The organism is Azospirillum aestuarii, assembly GCF_016632405.1.
In the GTDB taxonomy this organism is placed as follows: Bacteria; Pseudomonadota; Alphaproteobacteria; order Azospirillales; family Azospirillaceae; genus Azospirillum; species Azospirillum aestuarii.
Window position 1 is genome coordinate 1 of record NZ_JAEPIV010000082.1, and the last position, 1,986, is coordinate 1,986.

The following is a 1,986-nucleotide window of genomic DNA, read 5'->3' on the forward strand; positions in this document are numbered from 1 at the left end:
CCAAGGAAGCCGGCGCCGCCGGTCACCAGGACGCGCCGATTGTAGCTACGGATTCCGGTCATGGTCTCTCTGGGCGTAAAGGATCGTTTATCGCTGGCTATCTGTGCCACAGACGCCAACTAGCAGGCGCAGATGCTGAAATTTGGCAAGAGCCAAACAGTGGAAAGTACGCTTTATTAGAGTCACGTGCCGATTCTACGACATAGGCAGTGAGTTCACGGCTCCTGGGTTGCGCGACTCGATACACAAGCCTCTCGCGTAATTACTCACCCAGCTGGCGGCTGATGAGCGGTCAAGCGACGGCGAAGGTTCCGCCGATGAGGGCCTTGGTGGCGGTCCAGGCGGACTGACCCTGTCGGCGTGCGGTTCCGGTGACCGAGCGATAGCCGGCATGGATGCCCGGGCCCCAGTCAGATCGGAAGCCGTTGGTCACCTTGCGGAAGATCACGGAGGGGCGGATTTCCTGCTCACTGGCGTTGTTGGTCGGCGGTACGCGGCGGTCGCTGAGGAAGACAAAGAACTTGCCGCGCCACGCCTTGATTTGGCGCTGCAACTCGCGGCCGGCCGGATGGGCAGCGGGGACACCGAGCAGGGCATCGAGGCGGCGCTCGGCTTTGGCGGCGTAGGCGGCGAGTGTGCTGTCCTTCAACTCCGGTCTTCGCTTGCCGACACGGATGGCCAACGCAGGTGATCGCGGAGTTTCGGAGCCACCACGCTGTCGCCGCAGTCGATGGCGTACTGCACGTCGCGCAAGACGTGAGCCAGGCAGACTTGGTGCACTTGCCCCAGCTCCTGCTGGCCGGCGTAGCGGTCGGAGACCCACACCTCGGGCTGGTGGTCGCCCAAGACTGCGGCGGCCACCGCCCGGCCCCGGCTGGCGGCAATGGTGTGCAGCACAGCCTCATCGGACTGGAGCACCCACTGCCAGTGGGTCACGCCATTGCCCCGTGTCGTGGTCTCGTCCGAGGCGATGACGGGGGCGGTCAGGAGCTTGGTCTTGATCGCTGCGCAGGCGGTGTCGAGCGCCGCGCCCATGCGGCGGAAGGCCTTGGCGATGGCGCCTTCGGAGATGGTCAGCCCGAACACCTCCTTCAGCAGGCGCGACAGCCGCTCGAAGCCGACATGATGGCTGTGGTGCAGGTAGGCCAGCAGCGAGCGGATACCCGGACCGAATGGCGTTCCCGGCGGCATGGTAGCAGGCGGTTCAGCCCGATAGCGCCGCCCGCACTGTCTGCAGCGGCCGCCGAACAGTTCGACCCGTGTCACCACCGGGCGGACCTCCGGCAGATCAATGTGGTCGTAGCGGAACCGGCAACGCTGCGGGGCTGGCAAGAGCACCGTCTGGCAATGCGGGCAGCTCTCGGCAAGACGGCGCTCGGTGCGATCGGGATCAGACGCGAGCGGCCGCGCGACGCCGGGACGTGATGGCCGTGCTTTACGGCGTCGCTTCGCCTTGCCGGCCTTGCCCTCGGGGCCATCCGGCGAGGGCGGGATGTGCGAGTTCGCCGAGGTCTTCTTCGGCTTGCCGACCAAGGCTTCCAGTTCGGCCACCCGCGCCGCCAGGCGCTCGATCAGCGCCGCCTGCTCGATCAGCAGGGCGTCCTTCTCGGCGTCACTGAGGCGATAGCGCGGCGGAACCGTCATGGAGACGTTGACTCATATCCCGAGGTGCCGCGCAACACCCGATCACCAGACACCTCCAATGCCCAGACTGCCCAGGCGCCATCAGGCGTTCAGCCAGCTCGGTGAGCAATCACCCTCTCGCTGCCTTTCCAGCCGCCCTCTCTACGGGTATAGGCGCAGCCTTCACATCCGGAAATGTTCTGCACTTTGCAGTTCGGACCATCAGAGATGACGCCCGATTCCATCCTGTGCTATGCCATCAGCAACATTCAGACTATATCCAAGAACGCGAGACAAAGCTCCATGCGGATTGCGATGATCGGTACGGGCTATGTCGGGCTGGTGTCCGGCGCCTGCTTTTCG

General features: G+C 65.0%; 1 pseudogene. It reads right to left on the reverse strand.

What is annotated here, in order from left to right:
* Window positions 1-292: 292 nt before the first annotated feature.
* Window positions 293-1,644 (reverse strand): annotated as a pseudogene (gene tnpC / locus JJL56_RS32660) (IS66 family transposase).
* Window positions 1,645-1,986: the final 342 nt, after the last annotated feature.